Here is a 17703-nt window from a genome sequence, read left to right on the forward strand (position 1 = left end):
TACGCCCCACCGTACCGCCTTGCGCCGCGGCCGTGCGGGGAGCGATGTCGTGTTCACTCAGGGCTGCAAACATCAAAACCCCCCGTTCCGTTCCGTATCCTGTGCCCGCTCATTCCCGGTCTGTTCGCCCGCAAGCTCCTTCAGGAGCAGTGCGAGTACGCTCCGTACACTCTCTCTACGAATTTCCGCGCGGTCGCCGTTCAACCGCAGACCCTCCACTTTTCCGCCGCCGGCAGAACCGGGATCCGGGGCGAACGCCCCGTCCACGGCGACGAACACCGTCCCGACGGCCTGGCCGTCCTGCGGCTCGGGTCCGGCGACGCCGGTGGTCGCGATGCCCCAGTCGGCGCCGAGCGCCCTGCGGACGCCGGCCGCCATCTGGGCCGCGACCTGCGCGTCCACCGCTCCACGCGCCGCCAGCAGGGTGGCGTCGACACCGAGCAGCTGCTGCTTCAGCTCGGTGGCGTAGGCGGTCACCGAGCCCCGGAAGACCTTGGACGCCCCGGGCACCGATGTGATGTCCGCCGCGACGAGACCACCGGTCAGCGACTCCGCGACGGCCAGCGTCTCACCCTTCACGGTCAGTAGTCGCACCACGTCGGCGGCCGTGGAACTCACGCTTCCTTCTCCTCCAACGCGGCCTTGCGCGCCGCGATTCCCCGCCGGCGCAGCACAATGGCCTGTTTCACATAGTCCAGCCCGGTCACCACGGTGAGCACGACCGCCGCGGCCATCACCCACCACCGCAGCGTGGCCAGCCATCCCGTCAGCGCCAGCACGTACATGCCCACGGCGATGCCCTGCGTGAGCGTCTTGAGCTTGCCCCCGCGGCTGGCGGGGATGACGCCGTACCGGATGACGAGGAAACGCAGCAGGGTGACTCCCAGTTCCCGGCCGAGGATCACTCCGGTCACCCACCAGGGCAGATCGCCCAGGGCGGACAGGCAGATCAGCGCCGCTCCCATGATCGCCTTGTCGGCGATGGGGTCGGCGATCTTCCCGAAGTCCGTGACCAGGTTGTAGGTGCGCGCCAGGTGACCGTCGAAGAGGTCGGTGATCATGGCGATGGCGAAGGCGGCCCAGGCGAGGGACCGCCACGCCGGGTCGTAGCCGCCGTCCGCGAGCATCAGCGCGACGAACGCCGGCACGAGGATGAGCCGGAGCATGGTCAGCAGGTTGGCGATGTTCCAGACGCTGGCCTGGTTGACGGCCGCGGCCGTCAGTTTGGCGCGCGCGGGCTTGTCGTCGCCCGGGGCGTCCGCACCGCCGCTCACCGCGTCCTCGCGGACGAGCGCCTCGCGATCACCCGCTCCCGGCGCCGCGCTCTCGGCCGGCGGTACGGCCGCGTGCCCCGTCACCGCCCCGGGAGCCTCCTGCGCGGGCGCGGACGCCGCACCGGCGGCGGTCCTCCTCGCGCCGGAGGAGCCTCCCGCCGCGGATGCCGGGACACCGGTCATCTGCCCGCCTCCTCGCTCGACGAAGGCGACGCGAACGAGCCGGGGAGCGGCTCGGCCACCAGGTCGACACCTTCCGTGCCGACCACCTTCGCCTCGACCATACGGCCGACCGTCAGTCCCGCGCCGCTCGTGAGGAGCACCTGGCCGTCCGTCTCGGGGGCCTGGTGGGCCGCACGGCCGTACACGCCGTCCTCCTCGTCGACGGACTCGACGAGGACGTGGACGGTCTCGCCGACGCGCTCCTCGGCGCGCTGCGAGACGAGTTCCTCGGCGAGCCGCGAGACCCGGGCCAGACGCTCGGCGACGACGTCCTCGTCGAGCTTGTTGTCGTAGCCGGCCGCCTCGGTGCCCTCCTCGTCGGAGTAGCCGAAGACGCCGATGGCGTCCAGGCGCGCGCCGTTCAGGAACCGCTCCAGCTCGGCGAGGTCGGACTCGCTCTCGCCGGGGAAGCCGACGATGAAGTTGGAGCGCACACCGGCCTGGGGGGCCTTGGCACGGATGGTGTCGAGCAGTTCCAGGAAGCGGTCGGTGTCGCCGAAGCGGCGCATCGCGCGGAGCACGCCGGGCGCGGAGTGCTGGAAGGACAGGTCGAAGTAGGGCGCGACCTTCGGGGTCGACGTCAGCACGTCGATGAGGCCGGGCCGCATCTCGGCCGGCTGGAGGTAGCTGACGCGCACGCGCTCGATGCCGTCGACCTCGGCCAGCTCGGGCAGCAGGGACTCCAGCAGGCGGATGTCGCCCAGGTCCTTGCCGTAGGAGGTGTTGTTCTCGGAGACCAGCATCACCTCCTTCACGCCCTGCTCGGCGAGCCACCGCGTCTCGTTCAGGACGTCGGAGGGCCGGCGGGAGATGAAGGAGCCGCGGAAGGACGGAATGGCGCAGAAGGTGCAGCGCCGGTCGCAGCCGGAGGCCAGCTTCACGGAGGCGACCGGGGAGCCGTCCAGGCGGCGGCGCAGCGGCGCCCGGGGGCCGGAGGCCGGGGCGAGGCCCTCCGGGAGGTCGGCCGGGGCGTGCCCGGGCAGCGCGACCTCGGTGGCGGACTCCTGCCGCTGGGCCGGGCTGATCGGCAGCAGCTTGCGCCGGTCGCGCGGGGTGTGCGAGGCGTGGATGCCGCCGTTGAGGATGGTCTGGAGGCGGTCGGAGATGTTCGCGTAGTCGTCGAAGCCGAGCACGCCGTCGGCTTCGGGCAGGGCCTCGGCGAGCTCCTTGCCGTACCGCTCGGCCATGCAGCCCACCGCCACGACGGCCTGGGTTCTGCCATGACCCTTGAGGTCGTTGGCCTCCAGGAGGGCGTCGACGGAGTCCTTCTTGGCGGCCTCGACGAAGCCGCAGGTGTTCACGACGGCGACGTCGGCTTCCTCGGCGTCCTCCACGAGCTGCCAGCCGTCCGCCTCCAAACGGCCTGCGAGCTCCTCCGAGTCCACCTCGTTACGGGCGCAGCCAAGGGTGACGAGTGCGACGGTACGGCGTTCAGGCATGGGCTCAAGACTACTTCGTCCCGCCGACACCCCACGTCGACGGGGTTGGCCGATCATGGCCAACCCCGTCCTCGCTGCACCCTTTCGGGTCCGTCACCCGGCTTCCGGGTCACCCTTCGTGTAGGTCAGGCGCTCGACGGAGCCCGGCCGGAAGTCGTCCTCGATCTTCTTGCCGTTGACGAAGAGGTCGATCGCCCCGGCGTCCCCGAGGACGAGGTGGATCTTGGAGCTGTCCTGGAAGGTCTTGGAGTCGCCCTGCTTGAGGACTCCGTCGAAGACCATCCGGTTGTTGTGGTCCCGGGCGGCGATCCAGCTGCGGCCGTCGGCGGCGACCACCCGGACCGTCACCTTGTCCTGCGGCGCGGCGGCGATGGCGCTGTCGGACGGTTCGGGCCGGGTCTCGGCGGGCTTCTTGGTCTTGGTGGTCGGGGAGGCGGAGTCGCTGGGCGTGGAGCCCTCGGCCACGTTCGCCTCGCTGCCGCCGTCTTCGCCGCCCTGGAACAGGGTGAACCCGACGAAGCCGATCACGGCGACGATGGCGGCGACCATGGCCGCGGTCCAGTTGGGGCCCCGCCGCTCGGGACGGATGCGCTCCGCCTCGAAGAGCGGAGCCGCCGGGGTCGGCGCCGGACGTCCGCCGTGCTCCTCGCCGTACTGGGCGAGCAGCGGCTCGGGGTCGAGGTGGACGGCCTTGGCCAGGGTCCTGATGTGCCCACGGGCGTAGACGTCACCGCCGCACGGGGTGAAGTCGTCCGCCTCGATGGCGTGCACGATGTTCATGCGGACCCGGGTGGCGCTGCTGACGTCGTCGACGGTCAGCCCGGCGGCGATACGAGCCTGCTGCAGGGCACGGCCGATGGAGGGGCGGGCTTCCTCGCGGTCTGCTTCGACGCGCTCGTCTTCGAACGGACGCTCGTCTTCAGGGGAGTTGCCGATGGACACGGGGGCGCCTTTCGAGCGTATAGCCGCCTGTGCTGGAGGTTCAGTCTAGGGGGGGTGCAAAAGGGTGGGGCAACCGGGCGGTGTCACTTTGTACGCCATCGGAATGGCCCGACATTCCGATGGTGGGCTCACTGCTTGTCGCTTCGCTCAACTTGACGTACGCCGAAGGGAAACGGTTGCTCAATGATCCCTTACGGGTGAGTCACGATCCGGACACCCGATTGCCGTACACGCCCCGCGCGCCGACCACCGTGCCCCGTTTCCCTACCCTTCAGACTCCCCCCGGATCAGGGCGAGCACGCCATCCAGCTCGTCAGGCTTCACAAGAACGTCACGAGCCTTCGAACCCTCGCTCGGCCCGACGATGTTCCGGGACTCCATGAGGTCCATCAGCCGCCCGGCCTTGGCGAAGCCGACGCGCAGCTTGCGCTGGAGCATGGACGTCGACCCGAACTGCGTGGAGACGACCAGTTCGGCCGCCTGGCACAGCAGGTCGAGGTCGTCGCCGATGTCCTCGTCGATCTCCTTCTTCTGCTTGGTGCCGACGACGACGTCGTCCCGGAAGACGGGCGCCATCTGGTCCTTGCAGTGCTGGACGACGGCCGCGACCTCTGCCTCGGTCACGAAGGCGCCCTGCATACGGGTGGGCTTGTTGGCGCCCATCGGCAGGAACAGCCCGTCGCCCTTGCCGATCAGCTTCTCGGCGCCCGGCTGGTCGAGGATGACCCGCGAGTCGGCCAGCGAGGAGGTGGCGAAGGCGAGCCGGGACGGCACGTTCGCCTTGATCAGGCCGGTGACGACGTCGACCGACGGCCGCTGCGTGGCGAGCACCAGGTGGATGCCGGCGGCGCGGGCGAGCTGCGTGATGCGCACGATGGCGTCCTCGACGTCCCGTGGCGCCACCATCATCAGGTCGGCCAGCTCGTCCACGATCACCAGCAGGTAGGGATACGGCTGGAGCTCGCGCTCGCTGCCCTCGGGCGGCTTGACCTTGCCCTCGCGCACGGCCTTGTTGAAGTCGTCGATGTGCCGGTAGCCGTAGGCGGCCAGGTCGTCGTAGCGCAGGTCCATCTCGCGCACGACCCACTGGAGCGCCTCGGCGGCCCGCTTGGGGTTGGTGATGATCGGCGTGATCAGGTGCGGGATGCCCTCGTAGGCGGTCAGCTCGACCCGCTTGGGGTCGACCAGGATCATCCGCACGTCCTCGGGTGTGGCCCGCATCATGATCGAGGTGATCAGGCAGTTGATGCAGGAGGACTTGCCGGAGCCGGTGGCGCCGGCGACCAGCATGTGGGGCATCTTCGCCAGCGAGTGCATGACGTAGCCGCCCTCGACGTCCTTGCCGAACGCGACCAGCATCGGGTCGTCGTCCTCGGCGGACTCGGCCAGGCGCAGCACGTCACCGAGGTTGACCATCTCGCGGTCGGTGTTGGGGATCTCGATGCCGACCGCGGACTTGCCGGGGATGGGGCTGATGATCCGCACGTCCGGGCTGGCCACGGCGTAGGCGATGTTCTTGGCCAGGGCGGTGATGCGCTCGACCTTCACGGCGGGGCCGAGCTCGACCTCGTAGCGCGTGACCGTCGGCCCGCGGGTGAAGCCGGTGACCCGGGCGTCGACCTTGAACTCGGTGAAGACGGTGGTCAGCGCGGCGACTATGGCGTCGTTGGCGGCGCTGCGGGCCTTGCCCGGGCCGCCGCGCTCCAGCAGGTCGAGTGAGGGCAGCGCGTAGGTGATGTCGCCGGAGAGCTGGAGCTGCTCGGCGCGCGCGGGCAGGTCGCGGGGCTCGGCGGGCGGGGCCTTGGTGAGGTCCCGGACCCCCGCCCGGGGCTTCTGCGGCGCGGGCTCGTCCTGCTCCGGCTGGTCGGGCCGGGGCCTGTCCCGCTGCGGCCGGGCGGCCGGGACGGGCGTCGGTGTGGTCGGCTCCTGGTCCCCCACCCGTACGCCCTGGGTGAGGTCGGCGACGACCGGGGAGGGCGGCATGCCGTGCAGCACGGCACCGTCGAGCGAGGCGGCCGCCGCCGCGGCGACGTCCACGGCGTCCCGGCGCCGGTCCAGTTCTGGCTGCGGCACGGCCGAGCGCCGGGGCCGGCCACGGCGCCGCTGGAGGGCCTCCTGCTCCGCCTCCTCGGGGTCGTACGCCGCGGGCGCCGGCGCGCGCCTGCCGCGCGGGCGCGCGGGCAGCCCCTCGCGCCACTGCTCCTCGTAGCGCTCGTCGTCGTCCTCCGCGTAGCCGTAGCCGTAGGCGTCCTCGGCCGGGTCGCGCACGATGCCCAGCCGCACGCCGAGCAGCCGCAGGCGCTGCGGGATGGCGGCGACCGGGGTGGCCGTGACGACCAGCAGCCCGAAGATCGTCAGCAGCACCAGCAGCGGCACCGCCAGCACATCGCCCATGGCGTACGACAGCGGGGTCGCCATGGCCCAGCCGATCAGGCCGCCCGCGTCCCTTATGGCCTGCATGCCCTCGCCGCGCGCAGGGGAGCCGCAGGCGATGTGCACCTGGCCGAGCACGCCGATGACGAGCGCGGACAGGCCGATGACGATGCGCCCGTTGGCCTCGGGCTTCTCCGGGTGGCGGATGAAGCGCACGGCGATGACGGCGAGCAGTATCGGCACGAGCAGGTCGAGCCGCCCGAAGGCGCCGGTCACCAGGATCTCGACCAGGTCGCCCACGGGGCCCTCCAGGTCGGCCCAGGTGCCGGCGGCGACGATCAGCGCGATGGCGAGCAGCAGCAGGGCGACGCCGTCCTTGCGGTGGGCCGGGTCGAGGTTCTTCGCGCCCTGCCCTATGCCGCGGAAGACGGCACCGACGGCGTGCGCCACGCCGAGCCACACGGCACGCACGAGCCGGTAGATGCCGCCGGTGGGGCTGGGTGCCGGTCTGGGCGCGACCTTCTTGGCCGCGGCCTTCCGGGCGGGCGCCTTCTTAGCGGGAGCCTTTTTGGCAGCGGCCTTCTTCGCCGGGGCCTTCGCGGAAGCGGCCGCCTTCTTCGCCGGCGGCTTCTTGGCTGCGGAGGGACGTGAGGCCATGGGTGTGAGGTTACCGGGGGAGACGACGGACGACACGTGTGCCTGCCGCTTCACCCGTTCGTGTCGCTCCGGGAGAGGCGCGGAACTGACGCGCGGTCATCGGCGGGCAACGCCGCCTGCGCGTGCGTCAGTTCTGCGAGGAGACCGAGGACGTGCTTCCGGTGCCCGGCTCCAGCGCGTCCAGCGCCCGCCGCAACCCCGTGAGCTTGCGCTCCAGATGAGCCGCCGTGGCCACCGCCGCGGCGTCCGTCGAGTCGTCGTTGAGCTGCTTGGTCAGCGCTTCGGCCTGCTCCTCGACGGCCGCGAGCCGCGCGGAGAGCTCCGCGAGCAGCCCGGCCGACTCCTTGGCCTCGCCGTCCGTGTCCTTGCCGCCGCCCTCCAACTGGAGCCGCAGCAGCGAGGCCTGCTCACGCAGCTGGCAGTTCTTCATGTACAGCTCGACGAAGACGGAGACCTTCGCGCGCAGTACCCACGGGTCGAACGGCTTGGAGATGTAGTCGACCGCGCCCGCCGCGTATCCCCGGAAGGTGTGGTGCGGGCCGTGGTTGATCGCCGTGAGGAAGATGATCGGGATGTCCCGCGTCCGCTCGCGCCGCTTGATGTGCGCGGCCGTCTCGAAGCCGTCCATGCCCGGCATCTGGACGTCCAGCAGGATCACCGCGAAGTCGTCCGTGAGCAGCGCTTTGAGCGCTTCCTCCCCGGACGATGCCCGCACCAGCGTCTGATCGAGCGCAGAGAGGATCGCCTCCAGCGCAAGCAGATTCTCCGGCCGGTCATCGACCAGGAGGATCTTGGCCTTCTGCACCATGGCCCGCCCTCCTCGCCCCGGCGTGGGGCCTCCCCTTTTCGCAGGACCTGGGGCCGCACCGGTGGGTGCCGCCCCGGGGGACGACTCCCTTGCGCCGCCCGTCCTTGTGCCGGTCATCGTAGCCGCACCCCGCCCGTCGCCACACCCTGTCACCGTGATGTCACTGTGCACGTAGCAGAAACGCGGCGGGAGACCAGAAGGTTCCCCGGAACTCGTACTTCTACACGACTATGCGCACACCGAGTCCGCAACTGCGCGTGAACACCGAACCTTCCCGCCAACGTCGCGCAACGAACCAACGTTCCCCTCATTCCCCTCGCATCCACTGATTCATCACCGTCAGCAGGTGATCGGGGTCCACCGGCTTCGTGACGTAGTCGGAGGCGCCCGACTCGATCGCCTTCTCGCGGTCGCCCTTCATCGCCTTGGCGGTCAGCGCGATGATCGGCAGCCCGGCGAACTGCGGCATCCGGCGGATCGCCGTGGTCGTCGCGTACCCGTCCATCTCGGGCATCATGATGTCCATCAGCACGACCGCCACGTCCTCGTGCTGCTCCAGCACCTCGATGCCCTCGCGGCCGTTCTCGGCGTACAGCACGGACAGGCCGTGCTGCTCCAGCACGCTCGTCAGCGCGAAGACGTTGCGGATGTCGTCGTCGACGATCAGGACCTTCTCGCCGCCGAACCGGATGCCGCGCTGCGGCCTCGGCACCGCCTCCTGCTCGGCGGGCACCCACTGCTCCGGCTGCGCCGGGCGCGCCTCCAGTTCGGGCGTCCGGCGCCGCCGCCGGAACAGCGCGGCCGGCCCGTTCTGCGTCTCGCGGTACGACTTCACCTCGGCCGGCGTCTCGACCTCCGCCTCGGACAGCTCGGCGTACTCGGCCTTCGACGCGACCAGGTCCCCGGCCTCCAGGGCGGGCAGCTGCTGCTGGTAGCCCTGCGGCGGCAGCTCGCTCGGGTGCAGCGGCAGGTACAGCGTGAACGTCGAGCCGCGGCCGGGCTCGCTCTGGGCGTGGATCTCACCGCCCAGCAGCTGCGCGATCTCCCGCGAGATCGACAGCCCCAGGCCCGTGCCGCCGTACTTGCGGCTGGTGGTGCCGTCGGCCTGCTTGAACGCCTCGAAGATCACCCGCATCTTGCTGGACGCGATGCCGATCCCGGTGTCGGTCACGGAGAACGCGATCAGCCCCGCGTCCGGTTCGGTCAGCGACCCCGTCTCCAGCAGCTGCTCCCGGATCTTCTGCGGCACGTCGTCCCGGGCCGGCCTGATGACCAGTTCCACCGAACCCGAATCGGTGAACTTCACCGCGTTGGACAGCAGGTTGCGCAGCACCTGCAGCAGCCGCTGCTCGTCCGTGTGCAGCGTGGCGGGCAGCTCCGGGGAGACCCGCACGGACAGGTCCAGGCCCTTCTCGGCGGTCAGCGGCCGGAAGGTGGCCTCCACGTAGTCCACGAGCTGGACCAGCGCGATCCGCGTCGGGGAGACGTCCATCTTGCCCGCCTCGACCTTCGACAGGTCGAGGATGTCGTTGATCAGCTGGAGCAGGTCGGAGCCGGCCCCGTGGATCGTCTCGGCGAACTCGACCTGCTTCGGGGAGAGGTTCCCCTCGGCGTTGTCGGCGAGCAGCTTGGCCAGGATCAGCAGCGAGTTCAGCGGCGTGCGCAGCTCGTGCGACATGTTCGCGAGGAACTCGCTCTTGTAGCGCATCGACACCGCGAGCTGCTCGGCGCGCTCCTCCAGGACCTGCCGCGCCTCCTCGATCTCGGTGTTCTTCACCTCGATGTCGCGGTTCTGCTGGGCCAGCAGTTCGGCCTTCTCCTCCAGTTCGGCATTGGACGCCTGGAGGGCCTTCTGCCGCTGCTCCAACTCCGCCGAACGCTCCCGCAGTTGCTCGGTCAGCTCCTGCGACTGCGCCAGCAGCAGCTCCGTCTTGGTGTTGACGGAGATGGTGTTGACGCTGGTGGCGATCATCTCCGCGATCTGGTTCAGGAAGTCCTTCTGGATCTGCGTGAACGGCGTGAACGACGCCAGCTCGATGACGCCGAGGACCTTCCCCTCGAACAGCACCGGCAGCACGATCACCTGCGCGGGCGGCGCCTCGCCGAGCCCCGAGGAGATCTTCAGGTAGCCGCTGGGCGCGTTCTCCACCAGGATCGTGCGCTTCTCCGTCGCGGCCGTCCCGATCAGCGCCTCACCGGGCCGGAACGACGTCGGCATGGACCCCATCGAGTAGCCGTAACTGCCGAGCATGCGCAGCTCGTACTGGTCCTCGTCCGCCGCGTTCACGTCCTCGCCGTCGACGAGCGGCATGGCCAGGAAGAACGCGCCGTGCTGCGCCGAGACCACCGGCGTCAGCTCGCTCATGATCAGCGAGGCCACGTCCTCCAGGTCACGGCGGCCCTGCATGAGCGCGGAGATGCGGGCGAGGTTGCCCTTGAGCCAGTCCTGCTCCTTGTTCGCGATCGTGGTGTCGCGCAGGTTGGCGATCATCTTGTTGATGTAGTCCTGGAGTTCCTGGATCTCCCCGGACGCGTCCACGTCGATCTTCAGGTTCAGATCGCCCCGGGTCACCGCCGTCGCCACGCGCGCGATGGCCCGCACCTGCCGGGTCAGGTTCCCGGCCATCTCGTTCACGGACTCCGTCAGGTCCCGCCAGGTGCCGTCGACGTCCCGCACCCGCGCCTGGCCGCCCAGCTGGCCCTCCGTGCCCACCTCGCGGGCCACCCGGGTGACCTCCTCGGCGAACGAGGACAGCTGGTCGACCATCGTGTTGATGGTCGTCTTCAGCTCCAGGATCTCGCCGCGCGCGTCGATGTCGATCTTCTTCGTCAGGTCACCCTTGGCGATGGCCGTGGTCACCATGGCGATGTTGCGCACCTGGCCGGTCAGGTTGGACGCCATCTGGTTCACCGACTCGGTGAGGTCCTTCCACGTGCCGGCCACACCCGGCACGTGCGCCTGCCCGCCGAGGATGCCGTCCGTGCCCACCTCGCGGGCCACCTTGGTGACCTGCTCGGCGAACGAACTCAGCGTCTTCACCATCGTGTTGATGGTGTCGGCGAGCTGCGCGACCTCACCGCGGGCCTCGATGGTGACCTGCCGTGTCAGGTCACCGTTGGCGACCGCCGCCGAGACCTGGGAGATGTTCCGCACCTGAGTGGTGAGGTTCTTGGCCATCAGGTTGACGTTGTCGCTCAGGTCCTTCCAGATGCCCGTGACACCCGGCACGTGCGCCTGGCCGCCCAGGATGCCCTCGGTGCCCACCTCGCGGGCCACCCGGGTCACCTGCTCGGCGAAGGAGGACAGCTGGTCGACCATCGTGTTGACGGTCGTGACCAGTTCGAGGATCTCGCCCTTGGCGTCGACGGTGATCTTCTTCGACAGATCGCCCCGGGCCACCGCGGTCGTGACCTCGGCGATGTTGCGCACCTGGATGGTCAGGTTGTTCGCCATGCCGTTCACGGACTGGGTGAGGTCCTTCCAGGTGCCGGAGACGCCCTGCACCTCGGCCTGGCCGCCCAGGATGCCCTCCGTACCCACCTCACGGGCCACACGCGTGACCTCCTGGGCGAACGACGACAGCTGGTCCACCATCGTGTTCAGGGTGTTCTTCAGCTCCAGGATCTCCCCGCGCGCGTCCACGGTGATCTTCTGCGACAGGTCACCCCGGGCCACCGCGGTCGCCACCTGCGCGATGTTGCGCACCTGCGCGGTGAGGTTCCCGGCCATGCCGTTCACCGAGTCGGTCAGGTCGCGCCACACACCGGCCACGCCGGGCACCTGCGCCTGACCGCCCAGCCGGCCGTCCGTACCCACCTCACGGGCCACCCGGGTCACCTGGTCGGCGAAGGCGGACAGCTGGTCGACCATCGTGTTGATGGTGTTCTTCAGCTCCAGGATCTCGCCGCGCGCGTCCACGTCGATCTTCTGCGACAGGTCGCCCCGGGCCACGGCCGTCGTCACCTGGGCGATGTTGCGCACCTGGGAGGTGAGGTTGCCGGCCATCGAGTTGACGGAGTCGGTGAGCTCCTTCCAGGTGCCCGACACGCCGTCGACCCGGGCCTGACCGCCCAGCCGGCCCTCCGTGCCCACGTCCCGGGCCATCCGGGTCACCTGGTCGGCGAAGCTCGACAGCTGGTCCACCATCGTGTTCACGGTGTTCTTCAGCTTGAGCATCTCGCCGGAGACGTCGACCGTGACCTTCTGCGACAGGTCACCGTTGGCCACCGCCGTCGTCACCTGCGCGATGTTGCGCACCTGGCCGGTGAGGTTGCGGAACGCCGTGTTGACGGAGTCCGTCAGGTCCTTCCACGTGCCCGCCGCGCCCGGCACCTGCGCCTGGCCGCCCAGCTCGCCCTCGACGCCGATCTCCCGCGCCACCCGTGTGACCTCGGCACCGAAGGCGGACAGCTGGTCCACCATCGTGTTGACCGTGTTCTTCAGCTCCAGCATCTCGCCGGCCACGTCCACGGTGACCTTCTGCGACAGGTCCCCGTTGGCCACCGCCGTCGTCACGGCGGCGATGTCCCGCACCTGCGTGGTCAGGTTCCGGAAGACCGTGTTCACCGAATCGGTGAGGTCCTTCCACGTCCCCGCCGCGCCCGGCACGTTCGCCTGACCGCCCAGCCGCCCCTCGGCACCGACCTCGTTGGCCACCCGCGTGACCTCGTCGGCGAAGATCCGCAGCGTCTCGGTCATCTGGTTGATCGTGTCGGCGAGCTGCGCGACCTCGCCGCGCGCCGGGACGGTGACCTTCCTCGACAGGTCACCGTTGGCGACCGCGGTCGTCACCTCGGCGATCCCGCGCACCTGGGCCGTGAGGTTCCCGGCCATGGTGTTCACCGAATCGGTCAGTTCCTTCCACACACCGTCGACGCCGGGCACCTGCGCCTGGCCGCCCAGCGCGCCCTCGGTGCCCACCTCGCGGGCCACCCGGGTCACCTCGGAGGAGAACGCCGACAGCTGGTCCACCATCGTGTTGACGGTGTTCTTCAGCTCCAGCATCTCGCCGGCCACCTGCACGGTGACCTTCCGGGACAGGTCACCCTTGGCGACCGCCGTCGTCACCAGCGCGATGTCCCTCACCTGGGCCGTCAGCCGGTACGCCATCGTGTTGACGGAGTCCGTGAGGTCCCGCCACGAACCCGACATACCACGCACCCGGGCCTGACCGCCCAGCTTGCCCTCGGTGCCCACCTCACTGGCCACCCGAGTGACCTCGTCGGTGAACGTCGACAACTGGTCGACCAGGTTGTTGACGGTCCGCCCGACCTTCAGGAACTCGCCCCGCAGCGGCTGGCTGTTCCCGTCCGCCACCTGCGTGCGCAGCTCCATGCGCGGCGACAGATCACCCTCCGCCACCGCCGACAGCACCCGGCCGACCTCGGAGACCGGCCGCACCAGGTCGTCCACCAGGGCGTTGCAGTTGTCGATCGCCGTCGCCCAGGAGCCCTCACAGGCACCCGTCTCCAGCCGCTCGGTCAGCTTGCCCTCACGACCGACCATCCGCCGGACCCGCGACACCTCACCCGTCAGATGCAGGTTGCGGTCGGCCACCTCGTTGAAGACCGCCGCGATCTCCGCCATCACGCCGTCGCCGGACACCGTGAGCCGCTTGCGGAAGTTCCCGTCCCGCATCGACACCAGGGCCGCCATCAGCCGGTTCAGGGCCGCGGTGTCCACCTCGGTCGTACCGTTGCGTCCCTTGCCCTGGATGCTCGGGGACTGTCCGCCCTTCGCGCGCGTCCTCGTGCCACGCGTCGCTGCGCCAGACTCCACTGTGTCCCTCCCGCAGGGGTCGACCGTCACTCTGTGCTCGCGGTACCGCTCGGCGTACCAGTCACTCGGCGTACCAGTTACTACTGCGTATTCTCTGCCCTGCACACCGGGCCGGTTTCCACGGGGCTGCTGCCCGCCGTACGCCTCGTGCACTCAGCCTGCCCGGACCTTCACAAGAAGCTTGCCCAGTGTTTCACCTCGGCCGAACCAGGCCATAACAGTTCGGCAGCTTCGCACATCGTCCGCACACGCCCGGGACGGAAACACTGCAGACCGGCATCCGCACGGACCGCGAAGGTAAGTAACCTTGCATCCGGCTGTCCAGCCGCGCCGGTCCGTCCGGCCTGGGCGGTGGCACGAAGACGAGCGGGCATCGGAGGGGCGGCCGCACACATGACCACCGGACTGATCCCGGGGGGACAGCCCCCGGACCCCCGGCCGACGGGCGGCCTGCCGCATCAGCGGCGCGAGCCGGTCGGCCCCGCAGCAGCCCAGCACGTCGAGAACCGGTCGAGGAGTTCTGTGATCACCGCGCGCGCGGCCGCCAGTTTCGAGCCCGTAGGGCGCTCGGTCGCGAGCGCCCGCTCCTTCGTCCGCGACACCCTCCAGGGCTGGGGCTTCGCCGACATCGTCGACGACGCCGTGGTTCTCACCAGCGAACTGGTGACCAACGCCGTGGTCCACGCCGGCACCTCGGCGGACGTGCTGTGCCTGCGAAGCGACGAGGGCGTGCGCATCGAGGTGGCCGACCGCTACCCCGAGCGCGAGGTCCCGCTCCAGGGCGCGGCCGTCACCATGGGCAGCCCCGACCGCGAGGGCGGCCGAGGCCTCCAGCTCTGCGCCGCCCTGGCCGGCCGCTGGGGCGTCGAGTACACCTCCACCCACAAGACCGTCTGGTTCCAGCTCGACCTCCCCGCCCGCACGGTCGGCACCCGCGCCGCCGGCCCGGCCCTCCCGGCCGACCTCCTCCCCCTCGCCGACAGCCGGGTCCGCGTGGCCGTCGTCCAGGTCGACCGCACCGGCCACATCAGCGCCTGGAACGAGGACGCCGAGGAACTCTTCGGCTACCCGGCCGAGCAGGTCACCGGCAAGCCCCTGACCGACCTCGCCGCCTGGCCGCACACCCCCGGCACCAGCACGGGCATCGCCGAGGCCCTCCAGCTCTCCCGCTGGGAGGGCAGCTACGGCATCCGCGACGCGAGCGGCCGCGTCGCCCCGGTCTACGCCTCCCACCTGCGCGTGCGCGACACCGGCGGCGAGCCGTCAACCGTGTGCCTCCTGGTGAGGGACCACGAACGGGCCGTTCTGCAGACGCCGCTGCGCGTCCCCGCCTCCGACTCCTCCACGGGCTCCGAGGGCCAGAGCACCGACCCCTTCGAGGTCTTCATCGGCTCCCCCGCCCCTGACGACCTCGACGGGCTCCTCCAGCGCACGGTGGAACGGGCCCGAGACATGCTCGACGGCGACTCGGCCTTCCTGCTGCTGGCCACGGACGACGAGACGGAGCTGGAGGTCCGCGCCTCGACCGGCCTCCCCTCGGCCCGCCAGCGCTTCGCCCGCGTCCCCGTCGAGGCGGGCACCGGCCGCTACGGCTCCGCCCGCATGCCCGCCGTCCACGACGACCTGACGGCGGTCTCCGGCGCGGTGCCCCTGCTCAACGGCACGGGCATGCGCTCCGTCGTCACGGTCCCGCTGAAGGTCGAGGGCCGCCTCACCGGCTCCCTCGGCGTCGCCGCCGAGGCCCCCGGCAGATACTCCAACGAGGAGGCCCTGCGCCTGCAGTTCGCCGCGGACCGCATCGCCCTGGCCGTCGAGTCGGCCCGCCTGGGCGAACTGGAACGCCTGCGCCGCGGCTCCCTGAGCTTCCTCGTCGAGGCCTCCGACCTCCTGGCCGGCACCCTGGACCGCGACCAGACCCTGGCCCTGATGGCGCAGATGACGGTCCCGACCCTCGCCACCTGGTGCGCCGTCTACACGATCGCCGACCAGGCCTCCGAGCCGTACCTCTCCTACGTCCTGCACGAGGACGAGGAACTCATCGACGGCATCAAGTCCCTGCTGTCGAAGGTCCCTGCGCCCGACCCGGTCCCCACCCCCGGCGCCCGCGTCTGGACGGCCCCCGCCGAAGTCGCCCACCAGGCCGCCCTGCGCAGCTCGATGCGCAGCCTCGGCCTCAGCGGCGGCCCCGGCAACCAGGTCACACCCGGCATCGGCCCGACCCTCGCCACGGCCTCCGCCGTCGGCGGTGAAACGGTCGTCCTGCCCCTGGTGGCCCGCAACCGCGTCATCGGCATGCTCACCCTCGGCAAGCCCGCCGACGAGCACTTCCGCCAGGAGATCCTGGAACTCGCCGAGGACCTCTCCCGCCGGGCCGCCCTGGCCCTGGACAACGCCCGCCTCTACTCGGAGCGCACGGCGATCAGCCAGTCCCTCCAGCGCAGCCTCCTCCCCCCGGAGCTGCCCACGATCGAGGGCGTCGAGGTCGAGGTCATCTACCGCGCCGCCGGCGAGGGCAACGAGGTCGGCGGCGACTTCTACGACGTCTTCCCCATCCGCGACGGCGCCTACGGCTTCGCCATCGGAGACGTCTGCGGCACGGGCCCGAACGCCGCGGCGGTGACCGGCCTGGCCCGCCACGCCCTGCGTCTCCTCGCCCGCGAGGGCCTCAGCGGCCCCACCGTCCTGGAACGCCTCAACTCCGCCATCCTCGACGAAGGAGCCCGCAGCCGCTTCCTCACCCTCCTCTACGGCGAGATGCGGCCCCAGGAGGACGGCAGCGCCGAGCTGAAGGTCGTCTGTGCCGGCCACCCGCTCCCGCTGCGCCTGCGCCAGGACGGCACGGTCGAACCGGCGGCCGAACCCCAGCCGCTCCTCGGTGTCATCGAGGACCTGGAGCTCTACGAGCAGACCGTCACCCTCGACCCGGGCGATGTGCTGCTGTGCGTCACGGACGGCGTCACCGAACGCCGCGAGGGCACCCGCATGCTGGGCGACGACGGCCTCGCCGACGTCCTCACGACCTGCACGGGCCTCACGGCCGGCGCGGTCGCGGCCCGCATCATGCGCGCGGTGGAACGCTTCGCGTCGGACGCCCCGTCCGACGACATGGCCATCCTGGCGATGCGCGTCCCCGGTCCCCACAAGGACTAGGACAACGAAAAAGGCCCCACCCGTCAGGGTGGGGCCTTTTCGACTGGAGCCCCCAAACGGAATCGAACCGTTGACCTTCTCCTTACCATGGAGACGCTCTGCCGACTGAGCTATAGGGGCCTGTTGCTTGTGCGGGCTTTCCCCCGCGGCAACGGAATAGATCATACCCCGAACAGACGCGTGCTCCCAACCACGTCAGAAAGCGGGCTGCAGCAGCCCTCCGAGGGCATTGCACGCGGACACGATCCGCTGCATGTCGCGCTTGGTCAGTGCGGCGTGCACCGGCAGAGCGAGCGTCTCGTCGGCGGCTCGCTCCGTCTCCGGCAGGGACACGCAGCGCCGGAACTCGGGCAACCGGTGCACGGGCGTCTTCACCGGCACCCGGGCCTCGACTCCCCTGGCCCGCACGGCCCGGGCGAAGGCGTCCCGGTCGGGCCGCCCGTTGCCCGGCACCCGCACGACGTACTGCTGATAGGTGTGCCCGTCACCGTCGTCCGGTGTCCGCAGGCCCCGCAGTTTCGCGTCGAGATACGCGGCGCGCTCCCGACGCCGGGCTATCTCGTCGTACGGGGCCTCGGACTCCCCTTGTTCCAGTACGAGCAGTCCGTGCCGCTGCCCGACGGCGTGCAGTCGCGCGATGTCGGCGAGCCGGCCGAAGCGGTGCACGACGACCACGGCCGCGGTCCGAGGAGTCACCGCCGCCTCCACGGCAGAGGCGTCCAGGCAGTAGGTCAGGGGATCTATGTCGGCGAACACCGGCAGTGCCCCGGCCATGGCCACGGCCTGGGCGACCTCGACGTTCCCGAAGGCCGGCACGACGACCTCGTCACCGAGTCCGACACCGGCGGCCCTGAGCATTGCAGCAGTACCCATGCTGTGCATGCTCGTTGCGCAACGTGAACTTCAAGTGACACACAACAAAAAAGGGTTGGACCCGAAACCGAAGTTCCGGGTCCAACCCTTTCAATGATTGTTCGGCGGCGTCCTACTCTCCCACAGGGTCCCCCCTGCAGTACCATCGGCGCTGTAAGGCTTAGCTTCCGGGTTCGGAATGTAACC

9 protein-coding genes, 1 tRNA gene and 1 rRNA gene are annotated in these 17703 nt (G+C 70.4%); 1 reads left to right on the forward strand and 10 read right to left on the reverse strand.

Annotation, left to right across the window (positions count from 1 at the left end):
* Positions 1 to 72 precede the first annotated feature (72 nt).
* The 7 genes from ACF07N_RS20515 to ACF07N_RS20545 all read right to left on the reverse strand — a co-directional run bounded on the left by ACF07N_RS20515 (position 73) and on the right by ACF07N_RS20545 (position 13494).
* Positions 73 to 618 carry a CinA family protein gene (locus ACF07N_RS20515; protein ID WP_383330901.1) on the reverse strand — a complete coding sequence of 182 codons (546 nt, stop codon included), beginning with the start codon at positions 616 to 618 and terminating at the stop codon, positions 73 to 75.
* The gene (gene pgsA / locus ACF07N_RS20520; RefSeq protein ID WP_392114798.1) at positions 615 to 1457 is read right to left on the reverse strand and encodes a CDP-diacylglycerol--glycerol-3-phosphate 3-phosphatidyltransferase; all 843 of its coding nucleotides are present in this window, start codon (positions 1455 to 1457) and stop codon (positions 615 to 617) included. The genes ACF07N_RS20515 and pgsA overlap by 4 nt, the downstream gene beginning before the upstream one ends.
* On the reverse strand, positions 1454 to 2935 hold the full coding sequence (gene rimO / locus ACF07N_RS20525) for a 30S ribosomal protein S12 methylthiotransferase RimO (RefSeq protein WP_383337936.1): 1482 nt from the start codon (positions 2933 to 2935) through the stop codon (positions 1454 to 1456). The genes pgsA and rimO overlap by 4 nt, the downstream gene beginning before the upstream one ends.
* 93 nt (positions 2936 to 3028) lie before the next feature.
* Complete coding sequence (locus tag ACF07N_RS20530; RefSeq protein WP_392114803.1) at positions 3029 to 3877, reverse strand: helix-turn-helix domain-containing protein; 849 nt, start codon at positions 3875 to 3877, stop codon at positions 3029 to 3031.
* Positions 3878 to 4141: 264 nt separating this feature from the next.
* Entirely contained in the window at positions 4142 to 6907 is a 2766-nt protein-coding gene (locus ACF07N_RS20535; protein WP_392114806.1) for a DNA translocase FtsK, read from the reverse strand.
* 127 nt (positions 6908 to 7034) lie between these two features.
* On the reverse strand, positions 7035 to 7715 hold the full coding sequence (locus tag ACF07N_RS20540) for a two-component system response regulator (protein ID WP_383330917.1): 681 nt from the start codon (positions 7713 to 7715) through the stop codon (positions 7035 to 7037).
* Between the two features lie 307 nt (positions 7716 to 8022).
* Positions 8023 to 13494, reverse strand: coding sequence for a HAMP domain-containing protein (locus ACF07N_RS20545; protein WP_392114809.1), 5472 nt, complete (start codon positions 13492 to 13494; stop codon positions 8023 to 8025).
* 393 nt (positions 13495 to 13887) lie between these two features.
* Between ACF07N_RS20545 and ACF07N_RS20550 the strand changes: the two genes are divergently transcribed.
* Positions 13888 to 16644, forward strand: a complete 2757-nt coding sequence (locus ACF07N_RS20550) for a SpoIIE family protein phosphatase (protein WP_392114812.1) — start codon at positions 13888 to 13890, stop codon at positions 16642 to 16644.
* Positions 16645 to 16688: 44 nt separating this feature from the next.
* On the opposite strand, the gene ACF07N_RS20555 is transcribed toward ACF07N_RS20550, so the two are convergent.
* The 3 genes from ACF07N_RS20555 to rrf form a co-directional block, all read right to left on the reverse strand.
* Positions 16689 to 16764: transfer RNA gene (locus tag ACF07N_RS20555), tRNA-Thr, on the reverse strand.
* Between the two features lie 75 nt (positions 16765 to 16839).
* Entirely contained in the window at positions 16840 to 17502 is a 663-nt protein-coding gene (locus tag ACF07N_RS20560) for a DegT/DnrJ/EryC1/StrS family aminotransferase (RefSeq protein WP_392114854.1), read from the reverse strand.
* Positions 17503 to 17616: 114 nt separating this feature from the next.
* A 5S ribosomal RNA gene (gene rrf, locus ACF07N_RS20565) occupies positions 17617 to 17703 on the reverse strand; the annotation flags it as partial.

This window comes from Streptomyces sp. NPDC015242 (assembly GCF_043079125.1).
Taxonomy (GTDB): Bacteria; Actinomycetota; Actinomycetes; order Streptomycetales; family Streptomycetaceae; genus Streptomyces.

Coding starts and splice junctions, on each gene's coding strand:
- pgsA (WP_392114798.1), bottom strand. CDS start 1,457: ATGACCGGTGTCCCGGCATCCGCGGCGGGAGGCTCCTCCGGCGCGAGG.
- rimO (WP_383337936.1), bottom strand. CDS start 2,935: ATGCCTGAACGCCGTACCGTCGCACTCGTCACCCTTGGCTGCGCCCGT.
- ACF07N_RS20535 (WP_392114806.1), bottom strand. CDS start 6,907: ATGGCCTCACGTCCCTCCGCAGCCAAGAAGCCGCCGGCGAAGAAGGCG.
- ACF07N_RS20540 (WP_383330917.1), bottom strand. CDS start 7,715: ATGGTGCAGAAGGCCAAGATCCTCCTGGTCGATGACCGGCCGGAGAAT.
- ACF07N_RS20550 (WP_392114812.1), top strand. CDS start 13,888: ATGACCACCGGACTGATCCCGGGGGGACAGCCCCCGGACCCCCGGCCG.
- ACF07N_RS20560 (WP_392114854.1), bottom strand. CDS start 17,502: ATGCTCAGGGCCGCCGGTGTCGGACTCGGTGACGAGGTCGTCGTGCCG.